Origin of the sequence: Actinophytocola sp. (assembly GCF_036378875.1) — a bacterium.
Classification (GTDB): Bacteria; Actinomycetota; Actinomycetes; order Mycobacteriales; family Pseudonocardiaceae; genus Actinophytocola.
Genome location: NZ_DASUVO010000169.1, coordinates 59,094 through 77,928 on the forward strand (window position 1 = coordinate 59,094; position 18,835 = coordinate 77,928).

The window sequence follows — 18,835 nt, forward strand, 5'->3', positions numbered from 1 at the left end:
GCGCCCACCGACAAAAATCTTGAGCGATGCTCAGCCCTGCCGGGTCAGCACGTCGAACGCGTGACGGCGGTGTTCGGCGAACAGCGCGAGGGCGGCGTCCGCGTCCCGGGCGAGCAGGGCGGCGACGAGCGCGCGGTGTTCGTCCGGGATGAGGGCGAGGTAGCCGTCGGAGCTGACGCCGACGCGGGTCAACAGGAACAGGTGCACCTGCGACCGGATGGCCCGCCAGGCCTGCTCGAGACGCTGGTGCCGGGCGGCGGCGTAGACGGCGTCGTGGAACGCGATGTCGAGGCGCACCATCTCGTGTTCCTCCTCGGCGCGGTTCATGCGCCGGGCCGCGTGCACGACGGCCGCGAGGTCCTCGTCCGATGCGTTGGCGACCACCTGCTGGACGGCGAGGTGCTCCAGCGCGCCACGCAGACTGTCCAGTTCGGACACGTCCCGCTGGGACAGCGTCGTCACGGTCGCCCCGCGATGCCACTCGCTGCGGACGAGGCCCTCGCGTTCCAGCCGGAGCAGCGCCTCACGCACCGGGCCGCGGCTCACCCCCAGTGCCTCGGACAGCTCCACCTCGCGGAGTTGCGCACCGGGTGGGTAGACCCCGTCGAAGATCGCGTCCCGCACGCGGTCGGCGACCTCGTCGGCGAGGCCCCGGCGGCGTGCGGGCGCGAGCTTGCCCTGTGCGGTCATGTCGTAATGTTAACATTGCGACATAATATGAAGGAGAACCTATGGCTATCCCGCGCTTCCACCTGGCCATGCCGGTCGACGACCTGGCCGCGGCCCGTCATTTCTACGGCGAGGTGCTCGGTCTCGCGCAGGGCCGCAGCGCGGACACGTGGGTGGACTGGAACCTGCACGGCCACCAGTTCGTCACGCATCTGGCGCCGGCACGCGCGCAGCGGATCCACAACCCGGTCGACGGCCACGACGTGCCGGTGCCGCACTTCGGCCTGATCCTGCCGATCCCGGAGTTCCACAAGCTGGCCGACCGGCTACGCGCGGCGGGCACGGAGTTCGTCATCGAGCCGTACGTGCGCTTCGAGGGGCAGCCGGGGGAGCAGTGGACGATGTTCCTGCTCGACCCCGCCGGGAACGCCTTGGAGTTCAAGGCGTTCGCCGACGACGGTCAGGTGTTCGCGCGCTGAGCTCAGCTGGGCACCGCGAAGATGTGCGTCATGGCCGAGTCGTGCTCCGGCAGGCCCGTGCCGGAGGCGCCGGTCTCGTCGGTCAGGTTGTCGGCCTGGCCCTGGATGGCGCCGGTCGGGCCGGACACGTACTCGGCTCGGACGTAGGCGTAGATCCGGTCGCAGCCCGGGGTTAGCGTGACCGTCGTGTAGAGCGGCACGACCTTGTGGTGCGTCTGCCGGGACACGGTCACGCTCGTCTGGGCGGCGGGCGCGGAAGCGCAGACGGTGTTGCCGCTCATCTGGTTCGCGAACAGGGTGAAGCGGGTGCCGGACGTCGTGCTGGAGTGCCCGCACGCGGTCGGGTAGCAGGACATGTACTCGACGTCCGCGATGACCGCGACCTGGGTATGGCCGGATCCGATGGTGCGGTCGAGAATCGGCGTGTAGACGGTGTCCGCGACCACCGTGTTGCCGTTGGGCAGCGAGGTCTGCATGGCCAGTCCGTTCGCGTCCTCCGCCACGCGGAGCGACGCGAACCTCAGCGTCCCGCTCACCGTCAACGAGGACGTCGTCTCGAACAGTGAGGTGGTGCGGAGGTAGATGGTGCACGTCAGGGTGCCGGTCGAGGTCGCCGAGACCAGGAAGCGGTTGACGATCGTGATGTCACCCCGGCCGGGGTTCGCGTTGGCGGCGGGATCGATGTTCTCGCCCAGCACGACGTTGCTCGAACCCGCGCCGGCACAGCGCACCTCGTTATCGACCAGGTTGACGTGTGCGGAGTCGTACGCCCGTAGTGTCGAGTAGACGTACGCGGTCTGCCCGGCCGTCACCGCGGCCTGGATCTGGCCGAGCGGCACGACCTTGTGCGTCTTCTTGCTGGCGGCGGGAATGCCGGTGATCACCTGTGGTCCAAAGACGACGGACGTCGCCGCCGAAGCCGGTGGCGCGACCCCCACGAACGCGGCGCCGGCGATCGCCGTCAGCCCGACGAACCTCTTCCAGGGCAGCACTGTACGCAACGAAACCCCCAATTCTCCTGCGGCGACAACCGCTTTTCCGTGATCCGACGTTGACACGCTGGCACGGTGTCTGTCAACGTTCAATGTGACACATGAGGGGAGAGATGTCACTCGACGCTTGGCCTGTGTCCATTGTGGACGACACGGTCGCATGTGGACAGACGTGGGTCGGGTCAGCGGGCCGCCACGGGATCCTCGACGAGTGCGAGAACCTTGCTGGCCATGAAACGTGCCGTCCGCACCGGCGTGCCGGTGCGGGTGACCTCCACGACCTCGACCACCCCGCGCCCGATGCTGACCTCCACCCGCCGCCCGGCCCGGGTCGCCACGACCTCGTAGACGCGGGTGGTGTCACCCGCGTCGACCACGATCTCGACGCGGTCGCCCTTCATGGTTCCAGCTTACCGAACTCGCGTTCGATTTCCAATCGTCGGGGACTGCCATACTTGCGCGCATGCGACACGGCATCGTCCTGTTCACCAGCGATCGTGGCATCACCCCGGCCGCCGCGGCGAAAGCGGCGGAGGAGGCCGGCTTCGACACCTTCTACGTGCCCGAACACACGCACATCCCGGTCAAGCGGACCGCACCTCACCCCGGAACGGGCGACGCGACACTGCCCGACGACCGGTACCTGCGCACGCTCGACCCGTGGGTCAGCCTGGCGACCGCGGCGACGGTGACCACCCGCATCCGGCTGGCGACGGCCGTGGCGCTGCCGGTCGAGTCCGACCCCATCACGCTGGCCAAGTCGATCGCGACACTCGACCACCTGTCCGGCGGCCGTGTCACGCTCGGCGCCGGTTTCGGTTGGAACACCGACGAACTGGCCGACCACCACGTGCCGGCCGGCCGGCGCCGCACGGTGCTGCGGGAGTACGTCGAGGCGATGCGTGCACTGTGGACAGAGGAGGAAGCCGCCTACGCGGGGGAGTTCGTGAACTTCGGCGCGTCGTGGGCCTACCCGAAACCGGTGCAGCGGCACATCCCGCTCGTGATCGGAGCGGGCGGCGGGCCGAAGACGCTGTCGTGGATCGCGGCCAACGCGGACGGCTGGCTCACCACACCGCGCGAACAGGACGTGACCGGGAAGATCGCCCAGCTGCGCGAGCAGTGGGCGGCGGCGGGGCGGGCCGGCTCGCCCCAGGTACACGTGCTCGCCACCACGAAGCCGACCGCCGAACTGCTGGCCACCTGGCAGGAAGCGGGCGTGACGGACGCGGTCTGGGGCCTACCGGACCGGTCGAGGGACGAGGTCGAGGCGTTCGTCGGCCGACTCGCGGGCCGTCTCGGCCGGTAGTTCCGGCCACCCGTCTTTCGCCGACCGGTGCGGCACGCTAGAAACAACACCCGCTGTTGATGTTGTTTCGACGAGGGAGAGACAGTGACCAGTACGGCGGAGAACTCGACCGCGCCGGAGTTCGACATCGCCCGGGCACCCGGCTGTCCGTTCGATCCGGCACCGGCCATGCGGGCACGGCAGAAGGACGGCCCGCTGACGCGGGTGCGGTTGTGGGACGGCAGCTCGCCGTGGCTGGTGACCGGCCACGCCGCGCACCGCGCGCTGCTCGCCGAACAGCGGGTCAGCGTCGACCACTCCCGCCAGGGCATGCCGAGGACCACCCAGGGCTCGCCGGACACCATGACCGACGACGAGATGCAGCAGCTGATGGCGATGCTGCAGGACAGTTCCGTACCCGGGCTGAGCTTCATCCTGATGGACGACCCGGAGCACGCCCGGCTGCGCCGGATGGTCACCGGCACGTTCGGTATCCGGCGGATGGAGGCCATGCGGCCGGCCGTGCAACGGATCGTGGACTCGTTCCTCGACGAGATGCTGGCGGGCCCGAACCCGGTGGACCTGGTCGAGGCGTTCGCGCTTCCCGTGCCGTCGCTGGTGATCTGCGAGTTGCTCGGCGTGCCCTACAGCGAACACGAGTTCTTCCAGCTGCACAGCAAGGCCATCATCAACCGGACCTCGACCACCCTGCAGCGCATGGAGGCGCAGATCAAGCTGGGTGAGTACCTGGACAGCCTGATCGACGAGAAGCTCACCAACCCCGGCGAGGACCTGCTGTCGGCACTGGCGGAACGCGTCAAGGCAGGCGAGCTGGACCGCAAAGAGGCCGTGTCGATGGGCGTGCTGATGCTGTTCGCCGGGCACGAGACCACCGCGAACATGATCGCGCTCGGCACACTGGCCCTTTTGGAGCACCCCGAGCAGCTCGCGATGCTGCGGGACACCGACGATCCGAAGCTGGTCGCGTCGGCGGTGGAGGAGCTGCTGCGCTACCTGACCATCACCCACGGCGGGCTGCTGCGCGTGGCCGTTGCGGACTTCGAGCTCGCCGGCCAGACCATCCGCGAGGGCGAAGGCCTCATCGTCGTCAACGAGACCGCCAACCGCGACCCGGCCGTCTTCGCGGACCCGGACCGGTTCGACATCAGCCGCGACGCGCGTCAGCAGGTGTCCTTCGGCTACGGCCCGCACGCGTGCGTTGGCCAGCCACTCGCCAGGATGGAACTGCAGGTCGCCTACCCCGCCCTCCTGCGCCGGATCCCCACCCTGCGGCTGGCCACCGACCTGGACAAGATCTCCTTCAAGCACGACGGGTTCATCTACGGCGTCTACGACCTCCCGGTGACGTGGTGACGTGACCCCCTGCTCACCCGACGGCCACCCACAGGCCAGGTGGGGGCGGTAGACATCGTCCATGACCAACGAGCATGACCGGCGGCGGTTCCTCAGCGGTGCGATGGCCGTCGCCGGTGCGGCGGCCCTCGGCACGCTGCCGGCCGGTACCGCACGGGCCAGTACCCCGGGTGGCTATCCGTTCGGACTCGGCGTCGCCAGCGGTGACCCGACCGCGTCCGGCGTCGTGCTGTGGACACGTCTGGTGCCACGGCTGTTCGAGCCCGGTGGCGGCATGCCGGCCACCCCGGTGACCGTCGACTGGCAGATCGCCGCGGATCCGCACTTCCGGCGGGTCGTGCGCGACGGCACCGCATGGGCGTTGCCGTCGCTCGGCCACTCGGTGCACGTGGAGGTCGATGGGCTGCGCCCGGACGGGGAGTGGTACTACCGCTTCCGGCACGGCCGGCACCTCTCCCCGGTCGGGCGCACCAGGACCGCGCCGGCTGACGGCATGGGCCGACTCGCCCTCGCGGTCGCGTCCTGCCAGGCATGGGACAACGGGTTCTACCCGTCCTATCGGCACATGGCGGACGAGGACCTCGACCTCGTCCTGCACCTCGGCGACTACGTGTACGAGGGCGGCGTCCCCGCGGACGGCGGCTACCGGCACACCCCGACCCCGGACGTCCTGCGCGCCGCGCCGAGGGACCTGGCGCGCTGGCGGATGCAGTACGAGCTGTACAAGAGTGATCCCGACCTGCAGGCCGCGCACGCGCGGTTCCCGTGGACGGTCACCTGGGACGACCACCACGTGTGTCAACCAACAACACAATAGCACGTCTCTACCAGCGGGAACCCGTCCGGCGCACAGTGTCTGGGGGCATGGACGACAGTTGCTGTCGTGGGGTGCTCGTAAGACGCCCCACGTCCCCTTCCAATTGAGTTCGGCGCGCATCAGGCCACACAGCAAATGCGCAGTTTGCGCACGCGCTGGCCGACCCCATGTACGCTGGTCGGAGGCAAGATCGGCTCCAAACCTTTGGTGGGATCAGATGCAGTCTCCCGGCGCACCGAGCGATGCGGGCCGCCGACGCTGCCAGGGATGCGGAAGTGTGCTCGCGGCGGACAATAGTGCGCGCCTGTGCAGCAGGTGTCACAGGGAACAACGCGATCAGCTACGCACACCGCCGGTCCAGCTCAGAGACGAATTTTTCGAAACGGACGAATTCCGGGCAGCCTTCGCGAGTCAGCACATCGGAAAGGTCTTCAAAGCCTACAGAAATCACCCGCGCCATCTGCAGCTGTTCGGTAAGGCGCTAAACCAGGAACTCCTAGGGCGGTGGCTGGGACTCACTCAGGCGCAGATAAGCAAGCTCGAAAACGGCAAGCCCGAGCAGAACCTTGAAACGCTCCGCAACTATGCCAAGATCCTACATTTGCCGCAGCACTTGCTATGGTTCGATCTTCCTGGGCAAAGTCGACTACAGTCGGCGCTACGCTCAAATACGGCCAACGGCACGATCATTCCGGCGACCACTGACGATATCTTGGTTGCCAATACCGGAATGAATACGCTCGAACTACTTCGCCGTGTTCGCGCTTCCGCGATCGACTCATCAACGGTGGACGCGCTCAATATCACTGTTGAACAGCTGTGTTGCGACTATTCACACGCAGACGCCCGCGAGTTGATGACCGTCGGAAAGCAGTGGCTAGGAAAGGTCACTGACCTTCTTGGAAATCACCTAACACTCGCGCAGCATCGGGACATTCTCAACAACGCTGGAATGCTAGCTTTGCTGGTGGGATGCCTCGAATACGACCTCGGTGACGCTTCGTCAGCTGAAGCAACTCGGCGCATGGCAATGGAACTGGGTAAGGAGTCTGGCGATTCCGGAATCGTGGGCTGGTCTCACGAGATGCTCGCGTGGTTCCATTTGACAGCAGGGAACCACCGCGCTGTCATCCCGGCGGCACAAGCGGGAATCGTTGCAGCACCATCGCATTCTGTCGCAGTGCAGCTCTACGGCCAGCAGGCGAAGGCATACGCGCGCATGGGTATGCCGGAAAAAGTACATGAAGCGCTTGAAAGCGGTAGGGAGTTGCTGGACAAATTGCCGTACCCCGACCGACCGGAACATCATTTTGTAGTTGACCCGGACAAGTGGGACTTTTACGCGATGGATACCTATCGAATTGTTGGTGAAGACCAACTAGCACAGCGTAACGCCGATGAGGTTATCCGACGAAGTGTCAATCCGGAGGGCGTAATTGTCTCCCCCATGCGCAGGGCTGAAGCACAGCTGACTTTGGCGGTCATAGCAGCCCGACAGGGCGACATCGACGAAGCAACCTCGCTTGGCATTCGAGCCTTGCAAGACGGTCGACAGAGTCGCCCCTCGCTATTGATGGTCGCTGGCGAGCTTGAACACGAACTGCACACATACGGCAAAGACACAGGTGCGGATTTCTGCGACCTGCTTAGCGAAGTCAAACGAGCCAAGCCGCCCTCCGATTAGGAAGGCGCGAAGCATCAAGCGATTCGGCGACTAGACAAGAAGTATCTGTTGCGTTCCGCCGTCGTCGCGTATTAGAACATCCTTATTGTCGATCTTTACGGTTCGATACAGCAGTTCGCCGTATCCAATGAGACGCCTGATGGCTTCGGTCAGGGTGACGCCCTCATGTTCCACAAAGGCGCGAAGGGCTCGTTCAGTCTCCGGTCCGACGTTCACTGTGATGCGGGTCGCTGACATAACTTCCAGCTTCTCGATTCAGCCGGGGTTTGTTCAGGGGGATAGGTGAAGTCTCGTCGCCCGACCCCTGGGTGGTGAAAGGGTTTCCAGCCCTCTCCGGGGCCGGGCCGCCGAGAACGTCGTTAGCTAAATTACATCCCTACGGCATCGTCTTGTGCTCGCGGGCAGTCCTGGGTATGTCCATGAAGGGTCTGTGTCATTGCGACCCAGCCAACTTGCCTGCTTCATTCAGGCCTTGTTGAGCTTGGTCGGCCGCTTCCTTGTCGCCAGATGCCACAGCCGCATCCCGCTTCTCTTCTGCTGCTTTCACCAGGCCCTTGATCGTGGTCCTTTGCTCTTCTGGCAATGTAATCTCCTTTGGTTAGGACGGTCCTGCCTGACCTGCGTCAGGGGACGGGGGCAGGCCAGGCAGGACCGCACAAGGGCGCGCGCAAATGGGCAGCGCACGCCCGGATTAGGGAACCGCACCCCTTCCGGCTGAAGCCGCCACTTGCCCCGTCGCCGATCGACATTTCAGCTACCGACGACGAGTCCCGGTTTGATGTTTCTACCGGTTGAAGGGTCGACTAACCCCGGCCCAGGGAACTGCGGCCCCCTACCGGACACCCGAAACCCAGGAGGAATCTGGAGGAAGGGTGCCCGGAGCATCATTCGGGGGATGTCTCATGGATGGCGGCGGTTTGATCGCCCCATGGTGTCTGTGGTTCGCGCGAGCTGCTTTGTACTGGATCCCGGGCCGATTGCTCCGTCGGAATGGGATCTCGGGTATCGGCGGAGCGGCGAATAGCGCGAGCTTGCAGCCTTTCACCGAGTTCGATCAGGCGTGCGCCGAGACCGTGTTCCTGGGCTGGTGCGGTTGGTTCGTCGCTCATGGCATCAGCGTTCAGCGCGCGAACAACGTAAGCGGCAACCTTCGTGTTCAAGGTCGAGAGGTCACCCATCAGCGTCAACTCGTCGTGCCAGGATTCCGATGCGCTCACGGTGTCTTCCGTCCCATTCCCGCTTTCGGTGAGAGGACAAAGCTCCGATACCCATGCCGCGAAACTGAGCAAGGGCACGCTTTTGTCTGACATTTTGGGCTCATGGTCGGCACTTCCCATAGGTTCGTCCTCATCTAGTACTTGTCGTACGGACGCCATTCAATGCATGTTGGGCGGGTGCGTGTTATCAGCCACTCGCGTAAAGCGTCACGCGCCTTATCGATAGGTATGGCGGCCGTACGGGGGAACACCGCGCCTGTTGCTCCGTTGAAGATCAGATCTACTTCGGGGAGTGGACGTTTCGGGTTGTACGAGTTCGCGATCGGCAGTTTCGCGTCGTCATGATCCATATAGTTCAGTGCCGCGAAACCCGTGGATGGCCGCACTGTGATCCGGAGTTGATGGTTGGGGAATGGCCCGTCTTTGGTGACGCGGTATTCGACGTCGCCGACCAATAGTGTTGTTTCCCAGATGACGTGTTCAGTGTCCAGGATTTCATCAATCAGGGTGACGGATGCCTGCATTCCGTGCGCGACGCATGCCACGCCGGTGGTGAGCGACGCCGTGAGGATCAGGCGGTCAGGTTCGTCGTGCTGCTGGGCCATCGTCGGGGTTACCTACTCGGAACAGTCGGGAAGAGCCAAGGCTGAGACGTCCCGGGCCGGTGTGGTCCGGTGTCCCGTCCTCACCGTCACCGCATGCGACGGTCGGGTCTATATCGATGTCGGCATGCCGCATGCCGTGCCGGAATATCGCCTGATGAGAGTCCTCTTCGGTTCGGCCACGTCACCCATTTGCGGTAATCCGGCCCACGTTCCCCCCACGAAATCACCCATATTCCCCGGACAGAATATTTCTACTGCTCGACATTCTTTTCCGGAATATGATCCCAAGGTGAACCGCGGCTGACCTGCGGCTATGCCCGCGAGTAATTTTCTATCCTTAAACCTGCATAGTCGCCACCGCGCGATCCGGCCTTACTTAAGACGCGACCCGCAAACCTGCGAGCCGCAGTCAACAGTAAGGATCCAATCAGCAATGAAGAACACAACTTCTACATCGAGCTTGCTTTCCATTCCGGAAGTCGCGTGGCTTCTGGGTGTCGACAACTCCCAGGTGTGCCGCGCCATCCGGACCGGATTACTGCCGGTTGTGCGGTGCCGGGGCAGGGTGTTGGTTCCGGCGCACGCATTCGCCCACCTCGCCAGTAGCGGCGACTCCCGCGTTCCTGTCGGGGGTGAGGCGTGATGAACAACCCCAGCAATTCAGATGTTGTTCTCGGGGTGGTCGCGGGCTGGCTCGATCGGTTCGAGCGGGTGCCGGATGACGTGTTGTGGGAGATCGCGACCCGCGACGGTGCGTGTATGCAGTTGTCCCGGTCGGACATCGAGCCGGTGTGGACCCAGAACGAAGCGACTGACCGGGAGCTGGCCGCGCAGATCTGTGCGAACTGTCCGGTCCAGTGGGAATGCCTGGAACTCCAGTTGCGGACCTCCGGTGATCAGACTCTGGGTGTGTGGGGCGCGCTGCCCGCTGAGGATGTCCGTGCGCTGTATCCGGTGTGGCGGTCCCGACGTCGCCAGCGCGGCACACTGCCCGGTGATCAGAACGGTGACGGGTTTAGTGGTCAGGACGGGGGTCAGCGATGACCTTTGATCTGACGGTGGAACAGGTCATGGCTGGTGCCGGTGTGCTGGTCGTCCTGTTGTGGGTGTGGCGTGCGGGTGCGCGTCGCGCCAAGGCCGCCGCTCACGCGGCGCGGTCAGGAGCCCGGTTGCTGTCCCTGACCGGGCGGGTGTTGTTGGGAGCCGGGGTGATCGTGGGTGTGCAGTGGTTGGTGATCACCCATCCGGCAACCAACGGGTGGGCGGTGCTGGCGGCTTTGGGTCTGCCCGCGTTGTTCTCCTCCTACACGCTCACTCGTGCGTTGACGGTGACCACAGTGGACATGCCGCGTAAGCGGGGTGATCGCCGATGATCACCCCCACTGAAGTCACGCAGCGTCCGGTGCGGTCCGGTCCGCAGGACGCGCGGCACGTGCCGCTGACCCGTGGGCAGCGGTTGGCGCAGGACGCGGCCGAGGCTGCGGAGGTTCGCGCGTACGAGACGCATCCGGACGTAGTTGGGTTGCGGATCGAGCGCGTTCGGTCGCAGGTGGATCGGTTGTGTTGGGCCGGGATCGTGCTGGGGTTGGCGTTCACGATGACCAACGTTCAGGTGTTCGCCGCTGGCGGGGCTGCGGTGTGGTCGTTGCCGTGGTTGGCGGCGTGGGTGCTGGACCCCACGGTGTCGCTGGTTCTGCTCGCGATCCTGCGGGCTGAACAGGTGACCGCGCGGTATCAGGTGCGCACCGGTGAGTGGGTGCGTGGGGCGAAGTGGTTCACCCTTGCGGCCACGTACGTGATGAACACGTGGTCGTCGTGGGTGGCCGGGAGCGCGGCCGGGGTGGTGCTGCACTCCGTTCCGCCGTTGCTGGTGTTCGTCGCGGCCGAAGCCGTGACCGACCTGCGGGACAAGCTCACGGACGCGGTGACAGCCGCTGTGCGGGCTGCTGACGCGCGCTCAGCGAGCGGTGCGGGCGCGAGTGACGCCACGGCCGTTCATGGCGTTCACGGGTCAACCAGCTCGGCGAGCGGTCAGCAGCCGGCGCGGCGGCGGACGTTCGCCGAGTATCGGGCGGTTGCGTGTCGGGCCTGGTCACCGAGTGTGGAGATCACTCCGGCGTGGGTGCGGCAGGTCACCGGTTGTTCGCGTGGTCTGTCGTCCCGGTTGGCGGCCGTGCTGGTCGCCGACGTCGCCGAGTACGGCCACCCCACGAGTGGCGCGGATGGGGAGGGACGGCCATGAACGGCCATGAACGCCCCGTGAACCCCGTGAACCCCGTGAACGCTGTGAACGCTGTGAACGGCGCGGGTGGTCGTGAACGCACGGCGTTGGAACCGAAGGTGTTCGACGCTGAGTTCGTCACCGACGACGAACCCGACCGTGCTGGTACCGACCGGGCGCGCGGAGAACACCGGTTGTCGTGGTGGTCAACGCGGTGGACCGTTCTGGTGCGCGTGGTGGTGATGCTGGCCGGTCGGGTGTGGCAATCGGGTCCGGTGGTGCGGGCGCGGTCGGTGGCCGGGTATCGGGCGCGGAAGGCTCCGGCGGATGCGTTGCGGCTGGTGTGGTTCGTGCTGCGGGGGCACTGGCGGTGGCTGGTCAAGTTCTGGAGTTGGGCCACCTATGCCGATCTCCGCGCAGATGCCCGCAACGCCCGACTCGCCGGTGATGTCGAGGCGCGGCGGACAGCTCAGGAGTTGATCCGGGCGGACGCGAAAGCCCGCTGGGCGCGTGTCGGCATCGTCCTACATCGTGTGACGGTCACCGTTCGGGTACTCGCACCGCTGGCGGTCCTGCTGTGGATCGTGGGTGTGTGGATGGACCGTGCGGACATGTGGTCGTGGCTCGCGGCTATCTACACCGGACTTGACACGGTGTGGACGGTGCTCGCCGTCGTGGTGCCGATGATGCTCTACACGGCACCGCTCGTGTGGGCCGTGGCCGCCGCGTTCGAAGGCAGGGACAAGACACCCGGGGTCGGGTGGCTCATCACCCCGGATCGGGACGACGCCGATTCCTGGATCGATGAGCGGATGATCTCGAAAGCGTTGGCACATCTGGGAATCCGCCCGCTGAACGCGTTCTTCAAGGACGGTGGACAACTCACCTACACCATCACGGCACGCACGGACGGAGACGGCACCTACGCACAGGTCCGGTTGCCGCTGGGGGTGACGGCCGACATGGTGGCCGCGCAACGCCCCAAGTTGGCCGCCAACCTGGGCAGGGCAGCCCTGGAGACCTGGCCCACGAAGGGTGAGGAAGACGGCATCCTTGACCTGTGGGTAGCCGACAAAGGCACCCTCAGCGGTGGTGCGGGTGAATGGCCGCTGCTCCACGAAGGACAGGTGGACCTGTTCGACGGTGTCCCGTTCGGACTGACCCAACGCGGTCTGATCGTCAACGCGCCGTTGATCGGGGCCAACTGGTTGATCGGTGGCCGACCGGGACAGGGCAAGTCCTCAGCCCTGCGCACCCTCCTGTTGGGTGCGTCGCTCGACCCCACGGCGGAGTTGTGGGTGTTCGTGATGGGCGAGTCACCCGACTTCGACCCCTTTGCGCCACGGTTGTCCCGCTACTGGATGGGGATGGATGACGCGGTGGCCGAAGCCGCGTTGACCGCGCTTGCTGACCTGACCGAGGAGATGGAACGGCGCGGTAGGACACTGGGCGAACAGCCGGGACGGCCACCCAAGGTTTCCCGCAAACTCGCCAACCAGCGTGACCTGGGACTGCACCCGTTGGTGTGTGCGATCGACGAGTGTCACGAGCTGTTCCAACACCCGAAGTACGGCAAGCGTGCCGCTGAGCTGGCAGTTAGGTTGATCAAACGCGGCCGAAAGTACGGGATCGTGCTCCTGTTGGCCACTCAATCGCCCACAAAGGACAGTATTCCGCGGGAGGTCACCCGCAACGTCTCATGTGGAGTGTCGTTCTCCGTCGCCGACCAGGTCGCCAACGACGGACTGTTGGGGTCTGGCAAGTATCGGGCGGGCATCCGGGCCACCGACCTGAGGATGAACACCGACCGGGGCACCTGCGTCGCGGTCGGAGTCACCGACAACGTGTTCGAACTGATCCGCACGTTCTACGTGCCGTTCGAAGACGGCATAGACGACGTGACACCGATCATCGATCGCGCCGTGGCACTCGTGGAGGAGGCCGGACGCGCGATCGACGTAGCCGACCGGGCGCAGATCGAAGCCGCGCCGGTCGATCACCTCGCCGACATCGCCACAGTGTTGGACGGGGAACCACGCATGCGGACACAGGTCGTGGTGACGCGGCTGGCCGCACTCAACCCCACCGTCTACGAAGGATGGTCACCCACCGACCTGACCGCCGTACTCGCCGAGTACCGCATCACCCCCGGCAAGAGCAACGGCGTGATGGTCGTCCGTGCCGAACACGTCACCAACGCACTCAACCACCGCACCACCCACCCACAAGGCGGAGAGCCAACCGGGGAGACACCGGGGACACGGGGAGTTCTCCCCACAGCCTCCCCACCGCTGAGTCCCCCTGCTGACCTGGAGAAAGACGACTCGGGGAGGCACCAACAGGGCCAGCCGACAAGTCCGCCACACCCCCGAAATCGACGAGTGCCGCCACAGGTGCCGGACTCCCTCCCCAACACGGATGGGCCTGACACGGACGGGGGTGGTGGTCACGGCGACTAACCCGCCACCGAACGCCCACAGCCCATCCCGGAACCGAGGAAGCGATGATGATCAGCAAGACGTGGTGGGACCCGATCAGGAGGACTCACGGCACGACCAACGACGGGCGGTCTCCACCCCCGCACACGAGGACGGGACCACCGGTGTCAGCGACAGTGTGCGGGTACCGCTCCCGCGCGAGGGCGACGCCCGGCCGGACGGCACCGTGGAGCGGTCGCAGACAGCCGTACGGCGGACGAAGGACCGTAGGCGGTCTGGTTCCTCAGCCGGCACCGGTACGGACGCACAGACGGACTCACGGGGTTCTGCGCAAGCTGACCGGTTTTCGGCCATACTCACGGCGGGTCCAGATGGCACGGTGTGGGTGACCGTCGAGGGGGCAGATTTCGCGCAACTGGCCGCCCGGATCAGTGCGGTGTGCGATGTGCTGAACCGGACGCGGCCACCCCGGTAGCCGACTCGTTTAACCGGGTGAGTGGTTGCGCTGCTGGCCCATCATGACAAGAGAACCCCTCCGCCCGCATGGCGGAGGGGTTCTCTTGTCTCCTGGCTAACCGAGGTTCAGTCGTCGCCGTGTACTGACTCCGTAGGTTCTACTGGTGTCCAGTCGAGTAGATCGGTGATCTCTATCGTCTCACCGGTAACGGCCCGGTCGTACCATTCGGCTATTTCCGGCATCGCTTCTCGCCACCCCTCCGGCAGACGCCAGCGACCCGACACCCCGCCGTCAGGTCGCTTCTGCGCCGCGAACGCGAACCCCAAATCCAGCCACCGAAGACGCCGGTCTTCCGGCGTCATTGCCGCTAGCTCTTCCTGCCAAGTCCGGTCAGTCGGAACCCATTGCACACCCCCGGGGTCGGCGGGAAGAGCCCTCAATGTGTCGATATCGGCCAGAATCTTGTTTCCGTCATTCGTGATCCGTCGTCGGTCTTCCGGCGACTCCGCCCGCGCTACCCCCGACATCAACTTGCCGTATTCCCGTTCCAACTTCGCTATTTCATTCGCATGGTTCGTTGGCGGCAACACAACACGCTCACGAACCGGAACCAATGCAAAGATCTTGTAGAAAGCCCGTACGGCCAACGGCTCCACTTCTTCCGCTCGCATCGAGAGGCCGTGTTTACCCGATGGGCAGCGCCAATACTGATATTCGTACACCGCCGTTGTTCCATCCTTGCGGGTCCGTTCTTGGTGGGCGAGATGGTGCCACAGCGGTTCAGCGCATTCCGGACAGATCAGGACGCCGGAGAAGTCGTAAGGCTGGTTGCTGCCTCGCGTCTTCCGGTTCGCCTTTTCTTCCAGTCGTGCGGATATTTCCGCCTGTTCGGCAGGCTCGAAAATTCCTAGCTCGACAAGGTCCGGGTTTTCCAGTAAGCGACGAAGAGGAGACCACTTCCATGTGTATCCCTTGAGTTCGACCGTTGCGGGATCTTCTCCCCGACGTTCCGCCGACAACTGCAACTGCCGATCCCGTGGGGACACGACCTTGTTCTGTGTCAACCACTCGCACATCTCGGTAAGACTCTTCCCTGTCCGTGCCATCTTGGAAAGCTTGTGAAGAATCTTTACCGCGTACGGATCCAGTCCAAGAATCCAGCCGCCACCTGGCAACTCGACCGGCATAGTGCCGTAGATGTGTCCTTCCCCCGACCAGCGACCTGTCTCTTTAAGAGCTGCTTTCGACGCGCGGAAACGCTCTCTCATCCGTTCGCGTTCCATCCGGGCGAACGCGGCAATCAGCGTGATCAGGAACTCAGACATGGAGTTGCTGGAATCGATACCCTCCGCAATACAGATCAGCCGCTTACCCCGTGCGCGGCACCACTCCAGCAACGTCAGCGCGTCCTTGACGTTCCTAACAAGCCGGTCCAGCTTGGAGACAACAAGCGTCTTCCATGGGCGAGGAGGGGCGTCCGACAACCACGCTTTCAGACCTTCCCGCTTGAACGGGTCCAGATCACCCGAAACATGGAGATCCTCCACCGTGTCAACAATCGGAACGCCGTACGCGGTCACCCAACGGTGCGTGTCCCCGATTTGGGTCTCGTTAGACAGGGACTCATCGGAATAGTGCGACTGGCGGGTGTAGCAAACCGCCCCGTCATTGTCCGGCGTGAACGGGATAACCGGGGCCTTGTCGCTGAGTTGCTTCCGGAACTTACGCCGTGTTTTGCGGGCTGGTGATGCGCTCATCGGTTACACCTCTTCTGGCCGTGCGTTTGCGCCACCGTCCGGGATGCCGCAGTAGCCAATATCGCCGAATTGCTCGGTGACGTACACGACCACGGCCTGACGACCGCACGTGCACAGCTCACCCGGTTCTGCCGGACGCTCGCTAGACTCGTATCCGCTGGTCAACCGTCTGCCTCTTCGCTAGGGAGTGTAGTTGGTTGACTCACTTGGTGGGACCACGAGGTCCAGAACGACTACGCCAACACACAGTCGCAGTACGAGGGCGACATCGGGGCGTTGCGGGCCGCCGCCTACCAGGCGTGGTACGAACACCAGCCCGTGCGTGCCCCCGCCAGGCCCGGTCCGAACGGGCCGAGGGTGTACCGCAGGCTGCGCTGGGGCCGCCTCGCGCAGCTCGACGTGCTCGACGGCCGGCAGTACCGGTCGGTGCCCCCGTGCGGATGGGGCGAGGCCGACGCGTGCACCGCGGCATACGACCCGTCGGTGACGATGCTCGGCACCGAGCAGGAACGGTGGCTCTACAGTGGACTTGCCGCGTCGACCGCGCGCTGGAACCTGTTGGGCAACAACGTGATGCTCGGCCGGCTCGACCACGACGGCGCGTCGGGCGACCGCTTGTGGCACGACGCGTGGGACGGCTTCCCCGCCGCCCGCAACCGGTTGACCGAGGCGTGGGTGCGGCACGGCGTGCGCAACCCGGTCGCGCTGACCGGCGACTGGCACTCGACGTTCGCCAACGACATCCTGCGCGACTTCGACGACCCGTCCTCGCGTGTGGTGGCGTCGGAACTGGTCGGCACCTCGATCTCCAGCAACGGCGACGGCGAGGTCTACGGCCCGTACTACGGTCCGATGATCAAGTTCAACCCACACATCCGGTACTTCGACGGCGACCGCCGCGGATACCTGCGATGCGTCGTCGAACGCGACAGCCTCCGCGCGGACCTTCGTGTGGTGAGCACGGTGAGCAGGCCGGACGCCCCGGAGTCGACCCACGCGTCGTTCGTCGTCGAGGACCGCCGCCCAGGCCCGCAGGTGGTGTAGCTGGGACAATGGGGGCATGGCACAGGTCGCGGTGATCACTGGGGCGGGTTCTGGCATCGGGCGGGCGGTGGCCGTCGAACTCGGCAAGGCGGGCTTCGCGGTGGCGCTGGCCGGCAGGCGGGAGGACAAGCTCCAGGAGACCGCGGCACTGGTCGGCGGCGACACGCTCGTCGTCCCCGCGGACGTGGCGAAGGCAGACGACGTCCAGGCCCTGTTCGAGCGGGTCCACGCCACACACGGCCGGCTGGACCTGCTGTTCAACAACGCCGGCATGAACAGGCCGGGAGACGTGGGTGAGCTGAGCCTCGAGGACTGGCAGCGGGTGCTCGACGTCAACCTGACCGGCTCGTTCCTCTGTGCGCAGGCCGCGTTCCGGCTGATGCGTGACCAGGACCCGCAAGGCGGGCGGATCATCAACAACGGGTCGATCTCCGCGACCAGTCCACGCCCGGCGAGCCCCGCGTACACGGCCACCAAACACGCGATCACCGGCCTGACGAAGTCGATCTCCCTGGACGGCAGGCGCTTCGGCATCGCGTGTGGACAGATCGACATCGGCAACGCCGCGACGGACATGGGTGGCCGGATGGCACAGGGCGTGCCGCAGGCGAACGGGACTGTCGCGGCCGAACCGGTCTTCGACGTCCAGCACGTCGCGGAGGCCGTCCGGTACATGGCGAGCCTGCCGCTCGACACGAACGTCCAGTTCATGACGATCATGGCAACGTCGATGCCGTTCATCGGCAGGGGTTGAAATACCGCCGGTTGCCAGTGGATTTCCCACTATCGGACCATTGTGGTCGAAAGCGCGCGGATCGAGTATCGAAAGGACGGGTGTTCTTTCGGCTGGGGTGGTGACTCTTCGCGTGGTGGAAACATCGGCAGAGACAAGGCGACCGACGAGGACCGGTGTCGCGGTGGCGGCCAGCATCGTCGCCGGCATCGTGCTCTCGATCCTGTGGTCCTACGAGTTCGTCGACAGCGTGATCGGTGACAACGTGGCGAACACACTCCTTGGCGGCGACGCGAAAGCCGAGCCGATCACCGGCTCCTTCGCCGGCCTGGTGTTCGCTTTCGTCTCCGGTTTCGCGGGCACCTTCACCGCATGCAACATCGCGATGGCCGCCTCGATCGGCCCGATGAGCCAGGCGAGCGGGAGCACGGATGCCATGCGTGCACTGCTCCGTCCGCTGGGTGCCTTCACCATCGGCATGGTCTCGGTGTCGGCGGTCTACGGCTTCGTCGGCGTCCTGTTGGGCGACAACCTGCCGCAACTGTCCAAAGAGATGGTCGGTACCGTGCCCGTGCGGTTGATCCAGTCGTCGGTCGTGTTCGGTGTGGTCGGCATCATCTTCATCTACCTGGGGTTGGCCGCCCTCGGCGTCGTGAAGGACGTGTTCGCCGGCCGGCCGACGGCGCGGGTGGTGTTCCTCGGCGCCCTGGTCGGTGCTTTCCTCATCGGCCGGCCTTATCCGATGTTCGTCAAGCTGTTCGAGTGGGCGTCGGCCTCCGGCAACCCGTTGTACGGAGCCGCGACGTTCGCACTGCAGTCCCTCGGCAACGTGTTGCTCGTGTCGTTGCTGTTCGCGGCGCTGATTCTCGGTACGAGAGGCCGGTTCCTGCGCTGGTTCGCCGCCAACCCCCGCCGAATGAGCCTGGTCAGCGGAACCATGCTGCTCGCTCTCGGCGTGTTCACGGTCGTCTACTGGGATCTCCGAGTTCCGTCGATCTTCGGCATCGGCTGGTTCCCGGAGATGCCGTACAACTGAGTCCTGCCCGAACGAACAACGGAG

18 protein-coding genes and 1 pseudogene are annotated in these 18,835 nt (G+C 65.2%); 12 read left to right on the forward strand and 7 right to left on the reverse strand.

The annotated features are described in order from the left end of the window. Positions 1 to 30: 30 nt before the first annotated feature. Entirely contained in the window at positions 31 to 690 is a 660-nt protein-coding gene (locus VF106_RS47565; protein WP_330846724.1) for a GntR family transcriptional regulator, read from the reverse strand. A 41-nt stretch (positions 691 to 731) separates the two neighbouring features. Here VF106_RS47565 and VF106_RS47570 point away from each other — a divergent pair, with 41 nt between their 5' ends. Further along, positions 732 to 1,148, forward strand: a complete 417-nt coding sequence (locus VF106_RS47570; protein WP_330846725.1) for a VOC family protein — start codon at positions 732 to 734, stop codon at positions 1,146 to 1,148. A 2-nt stretch (positions 1,149 to 1,150) separates the two neighbouring features. Here VF106_RS47570 and VF106_RS47575 read toward each other — a convergent pair whose 3' ends face one another. After that, positions 1,151 to 2,140: a hypothetical protein gene (locus VF106_RS47575; protein WP_330846726.1), complete on the reverse strand. Its 990-nt coding sequence runs from the start codon at positions 2,138 to 2,140 to the stop codon at positions 1,151 to 1,153. Between the two features lie 182 nt (positions 2,141 to 2,322). Further along, positions 2,323 to 2,541: a DUF8836 family protein gene (locus tag VF106_RS47580; protein WP_330846727.1), complete on the reverse strand. Its 219-nt coding sequence runs from the start codon at positions 2,539 to 2,541 to the stop codon at positions 2,323 to 2,325. A gap of 62 nt (positions 2,542 to 2,603) precedes the next feature. Between VF106_RS47580 and VF106_RS47585 the strand changes: the two genes are divergently transcribed. The 4 genes from VF106_RS47585 to VF106_RS47600 all read left to right on the forward strand — a co-directional run bounded on the left by VF106_RS47585 (position 2,604) and on the right by VF106_RS47600 (position 7,303). Further along, on the forward strand, positions 2,604 to 3,449 hold the full coding sequence (locus VF106_RS47585) for an LLM class F420-dependent oxidoreductase (RefSeq protein ID WP_330846728.1): 846 nt from the start codon (positions 2,604 to 2,606) through the stop codon (positions 3,447 to 3,449). A gap of 84 nt (positions 3,450 to 3,533) precedes the next feature. Further along, positions 3,534 to 4,802, forward strand: coding sequence for a cytochrome P450 (locus tag VF106_RS47590; protein WP_330846729.1), 1,269 nt, complete (start codon positions 3,534 to 3,536; stop codon positions 4,800 to 4,802). 61 nt (positions 4,803 to 4,863) lie between these two features. Beyond that, positions 4,864 to 5,619 (forward strand): alkaline phosphatase D family protein, encoded by a 756-nt coding sequence (locus tag VF106_RS47595; RefSeq protein WP_330846730.1) that lies wholly within the window; start codon positions 4,864 to 4,866, stop codon positions 5,617 to 5,619. A 277-nt stretch (positions 5,620 to 5,896) separates the two neighbouring features. After that, entirely contained in the window at positions 5,897 to 7,303 is a 1,407-nt protein-coding gene (locus VF106_RS47600) for a helix-turn-helix transcriptional regulator (protein ID WP_330846731.1), read from the forward strand. A 433-nt stretch (positions 7,304 to 7,736) separates the two neighbouring features. Here the strand turns inward: VF106_RS47600 and VF106_RS47605 are convergent, their stop codons facing one another. The 3 genes from VF106_RS47605 to VF106_RS47615 form a co-directional block, all read right to left on the reverse strand. Then, positions 7,737 to 7,886, reverse strand: coding sequence for a hypothetical protein (locus VF106_RS47605; protein WP_330846732.1), 150 nt, complete (start codon positions 7,884 to 7,886; stop codon positions 7,737 to 7,739). Between the two features lie 301 nt (positions 7,887 to 8,187). Beyond that, positions 8,188 to 8,640 carry a hypothetical protein gene (locus tag VF106_RS47610; RefSeq protein WP_330846733.1) on the reverse strand — a complete coding sequence of 151 codons (453 nt, stop codon included), beginning with the start codon at positions 8,638 to 8,640 and terminating at the stop codon, positions 8,188 to 8,190. 14 nt (positions 8,641 to 8,654) lie between these two features. Beyond that, positions 8,655 to 9,125, reverse strand: coding sequence for an Imm1 family immunity protein (locus VF106_RS47615; protein ID WP_330846734.1), 471 nt, complete (start codon positions 9,123 to 9,125; stop codon positions 8,655 to 8,657). Between the two features lie 642 nt (positions 9,126 to 9,767). Here VF106_RS47615 and VF106_RS47620 point away from each other — a divergent pair. From VF106_RS47620 to VF106_RS47635, 4 genes are all read left to right on the forward strand, one after another. Next, a complete protein-coding gene (locus VF106_RS47620; RefSeq protein WP_330846735.1) occupies positions 9,768 to 10,169 on the forward strand; it encodes a WhiB family transcriptional regulator in 402 nt (133 codons plus the stop codon). After that, a complete protein-coding gene (locus tag VF106_RS47625; RefSeq protein ID WP_330846736.1) occupies positions 10,166 to 10,498 on the forward strand; it encodes a hypothetical protein in 333 nt (110 codons plus the stop codon). The genes VF106_RS47620 and VF106_RS47625 overlap by 4 nt, the downstream gene beginning before the upstream one ends. A 65-nt stretch (positions 10,499 to 10,563) precedes the next feature. Further along, complete coding sequence (locus VF106_RS47630; RefSeq protein ID WP_330846767.1) at positions 10,564 to 11,367, forward strand: hypothetical protein; 804 nt, start codon at positions 10,564 to 10,566, stop codon at positions 11,365 to 11,367. 44 nt (positions 11,368 to 11,411) lie between these two features. Next, positions 11,412 to 13,805 carry a hypothetical protein gene (locus tag VF106_RS47635; RefSeq protein ID WP_330846737.1) on the forward strand — a complete coding sequence of 798 codons (2,394 nt, stop codon included), beginning with the start codon at positions 11,412 to 11,414 and terminating at the stop codon, positions 13,803 to 13,805. 561 nt (positions 13,806 to 14,366) lie between these two features. On the opposite strand, the gene VF106_RS47640 is transcribed toward VF106_RS47635, so the two are convergent. Continuing rightward, a complete protein-coding gene (locus VF106_RS47640; RefSeq protein WP_330846738.1) occupies positions 14,367 to 15,998 on the reverse strand; it encodes a recombinase family protein in 1,632 nt (543 codons plus the stop codon). A gap of 216 nt (positions 15,999 to 16,214) precedes the next feature. Here VF106_RS47640 and VF106_RS47645 point away from each other — a divergent pair. The 3 genes and pseudogenes from VF106_RS47645 to VF106_RS47655 form a co-directional block, all read left to right on the forward strand. After that, a pseudogene (locus VF106_RS47645) lies at positions 16,215 to 17,042 on the forward strand (alkaline phosphatase D family protein); the annotation flags it as partial. Between the two features lie 16 nt (positions 17,043 to 17,058). Beyond that, positions 17,059 to 17,796, forward strand: a complete 738-nt coding sequence (locus VF106_RS47650; protein ID WP_330846739.1) for an SDR family oxidoreductase — start codon at positions 17,059 to 17,061, stop codon at positions 17,794 to 17,796. Between the two features lie 163 nt (positions 17,797 to 17,959). Continuing rightward, positions 17,960 to 18,811, forward strand: a complete 852-nt coding sequence (locus VF106_RS47655; RefSeq protein WP_330846740.1) for a hypothetical protein — start codon at positions 17,960 to 17,962, stop codon at positions 18,809 to 18,811. Positions 18,812 to 18,835 lie beyond the last annotated feature (24 nt).